4 protein-coding genes are annotated in these 3,297 nt (G+C 49.8%); 1 reads left to right on the top strand and 3 read right to left on the bottom strand.

All coding sequences use genetic code 11. The features are described from left to right. From gpM to KDK14_RS00255, 3 genes are all read right to left on the bottom strand, one after another. On the bottom strand, nt 1-744 hold a 744-nt coding region (gene gpM, locus KDK14_RS00245; protein ID WP_257263006.1), incomplete at its 3' end, for a phage terminase small subunit. 1 nt (nt 745) lies between these two features. Then, nucleotides 746-1,792, bottom strand: a complete 1,047-nt coding sequence (locus KDK14_RS00250) for a phage major capsid protein, P2 family (protein ID WP_257263007.1) — start codon at nt 1,790-1,792, stop codon at nt 746-748. Nucleotides 1,793-1,819: 27 nt separating this feature from the next. Further along, a complete protein-coding gene (locus KDK14_RS00255) occupies nt 1,820-2,695 on the bottom strand; it encodes a GPO family capsid scaffolding protein (protein ID WP_257263008.1) in 876 nt (291 codons plus the stop codon). A gap of 159 nt (nt 2,696-2,854) precedes the next feature. Between KDK14_RS00255 and KDK14_RS00260 the strand changes: the two genes are divergently transcribed. Next, the coding region (locus KDK14_RS00260; RefSeq protein WP_257263009.1) for a helix-turn-helix domain-containing protein at nt 2,855-3,297 on the top strand (443 nt) is incomplete at its 3' end.

The raw sequence follows: 3,297 nt of genomic DNA on the forward strand, positions 1-3,297 counted from the left end.
TTCCTTACCAGCTTGGTGGGCTGGTTTGGCTGGGTTCACAGAATAGTTACCCGGATTATCCAGTTTCTTTTTCAACTGGTTGATTTTGGTGGAACATTTGGCTCCGGCAGGGTCAATCTCGGTAGCCCGGACAAAATGTTCCAGAGCGTGTTCCAGCTGGTTCTGTTTCAGGGCAATATCCCCGGCGGTTTTGTGGAACTTGGCCACCACTTCCCGGGGGACTTTCCAGTTATCTTCCAGCATGGTTGCAAACGTGTCACTGAACCAGGGATCCACTTCATTGCCTCTGGCCAGCTGGGCATTAACCCAAATCAACACGTTGTCACAAACAAAAGTGGGCAGGTTGACCTTTTTGAACCGCTGGGGCATGGGCTGTTTCTGTTCCAGTGCCGGGTAAGCCAACTCCAGGGCTTTGGGTATATTGCCCACGTCCATCAGCATAATGATCACTTCCACCAGAACCGGGTTGCGGTAGCTGTCACCGGATTCCAGATAATCTTCGGCAATGGGGAGGTATTTGGGAATCAGTTCACGCTCCCGCAGCTTGTCTTTGTCACCGGGAGCCAGGCCAGATAGCTTTTTCTGATCCTGTTCCAGGGCGTTGACCAGCAGCTGGAATTGCTCATAATCTTCCGCAGTCTGGCGAATGCTTTCGGCCTCGTAGCTTTCTGCCAGCTTATCCTGTTGGGCTGCAGCTTTTTTGGCCTGCATGGTCTCCTTGAACTGGAGGGCAATGGAGGTCATATCATTCGGCTCCCCGGGTTGACTCTTTTTTAATAGGTTCAGAGTCCATAAATTCCAGGTTGTCCGCTGCAATGGCGGCAATGCCTTCGATATTTTCAATCATGTAGGCATCATTGGAACTGATAAAATCTTCTACCCGGTTCCGCTTGGGGTAATCTGCCATCTGGCGACGGGTTCTGCCTTCCTGAAAATAGAGCGACAGGTTTTCTGTATCGGTCACCACCACCCCGGTATCGAAAAAACCGGGGACAGTGATGGAGGTCAGGCCACCATAAGCCTTGTCCAATATTGCGATATCTTTTTTCTCAGTCGGGCGTTGTGCGTAAGCTGCCAAAGCTTTGCCCATATCATTGGCAATCAGTTTCTCTCCAACAATGGCGACTTCGCTGCCGGAGCGCTGGGCAATGGGGATCATGCAATAGATGTCGTACACCAAACAGTCCAGGTTTTTGTAGCTGCCACCTGATCCCAAAGTGATTTTGCCGGTACCGGGGGAAGATTCAGTCAGGTAGTGTTCGGCCTTATGGGTTTTCAGCAGGTGAAGCCACCCTTTGTTGATATCTTCCAAATTCAGTTTGGTTTTCGGGTCAGACTCAGCCGCAACGGATTCACCGTGCCAACCTACCAATATCCGGTCCAGGGCGATCCGCCGGTAAACCTGTTGCATGTACATATCCATAAAGTTGTCATAACGGGCCCAGGCGTCCAGCAGGTCATAGGTGAAAGAGATATCAAACTCTGTCAGCTTGCATTCATACTCGATGCCATCCGGTGGGCTCATCGGTGTGGTTTGACGGTCCCTGGTGCTGACATCGGTGCGTTTTGCCAATGGGCTGTAGATACCCAGTTTCAATGACTGACCTTTGCGATCGGTTACCGGCAACATGGTAATCCGTTGCAGAAACTGGCTGGAATCCTGAATGGCAGAGTTAAGCCGGGTTTCTAACGGCTCGGTGACTGCAAAAGCGTGGCGGGTGGATTGCACACCATACACGTGTTGCATGGCCTGTTGCAGCTTGTTGAATTTTACTCGGGTACGCTCTTTCATTGCTGTCACTCCGCCAGGTAATAAAAATCAAAGAAAACTGGCTTCTGCACCGGCTCCGGTATTTTGGTTAACCTGAGTACCCGGTTGCCCGGCGGTGGCTTTATCTAATGTCTCTTTAAACGTTTTCAGGTCGTTTTTAACTTCGGTCATCAATGCTTTTATTTCATTATCATTTTTCTTGTTTTCATTTTCTTCTGGTGTTTCGGTTTCTTGTTGATCGTTCGATTTTTTCAGCAATGAATATAAATTCTCAGTAGCGGCCAGGTGCTTTTCATGAAGCTCTTTCAGAGCGTTGAATTGTTCCTCTGTCATGTCACTCTCCTCATGATTGACATTTGATTCAGCGCTTGTTTGCTCACTGACCAACTTTTGAAATAAAGTTTTAAAAAAAGATTCAGCGGGATCTTTGGCCCCGGATTTATTGCTGGCCTGATCAAAATTGAAAGATTCCAGCTCCACTGCCTCACCAATCATCAATTCTTGGGAACTGTTTTTTCGGGCAAATTTCAAAGCGGTGGTGCCCAAACTGGCAGGCTCATCGGTGACCGCCAGCCCCATCAAATAGGTTTTGCCGGTTCCGGCGAAATTGGTATCCAGCTCCATGGATGTGTGCATCCGTTGGCCCTGGTTGTTCATTTCAATCAGTCGGCGGTTGGGATGAATCCTGGCTTGCAAGGCGGTGCGGCCTTTTTTGTCCTGTGCCGTTCTCAGTTTGCAGACTTCCCCGAAATTGCCAAACAGCCAGAGCATGTGGTCCGAGCTGATCACGGCGGTGTACTCATCCGGATCGTAGGTCTCGGCGGCATCCATCAGCATCTGGTCACTGATGTTCCGTCCGTCCACGGTGGGCCCGGCGGTGCCAATGGTGATCCAGTCAGTGGTCAGCTGCATAGGGGCTGGCATGGAAAATCCCCAGGAAAAAGGTGGATGCGCCCTGTTTTAGTTCAAAGCGGGAAGGGTTTCATCGGGTTTTGTTCCTGAAAATTCCTGAAACGGTATTTCAGGAATTTTCAGGAATGAAATTTTATAGAAGAAAACGGTTGTCCATTAGGCTATCCAAACATGGCAAACGACAAAACCACCATTGAACAGGCAAGGGTCCTGTATATTCAGCGGCGCAATGTGACGGATATTGCCCGGCAGCTTGAGATTACCAGGGCAACGGTGTACCGCTGGATTGAACAATACGGCTGGGACCGACTACGCACTGAAGGCAGTCCTAAAGAAGTGACGGAACAACGGCTTGCAACCCTGGTAACAAAGGGCAGCAAAACGACAGGGGAGTTGCAGGAGATTGAGCTGCTTGCCGGTATTCTGGAACGGCTGGAGAAACTGGAAAAGCAGGAACAGAACCGGCAAGTTGCAGCGGTTGCAAAAGGTGAAACCGAGAAACGGCCCCGAAAAACGGCCCCGAAAACCAAAAATAATTTCACCGGGCTGGATGTCAATTTGCTGCTTGAGCAATTTCAGGCAAGCCAGTACGACTATCAGTTTGAACTTTACAA

Origin of the sequence: Endozoicomonas sp. ONNA2, assembly GCF_024606365.1 — a bacterium.
Taxonomy (GTDB): Bacteria; Pseudomonadota; Gammaproteobacteria; order Pseudomonadales; family Endozoicomonadaceae; genus Endozoicomonas.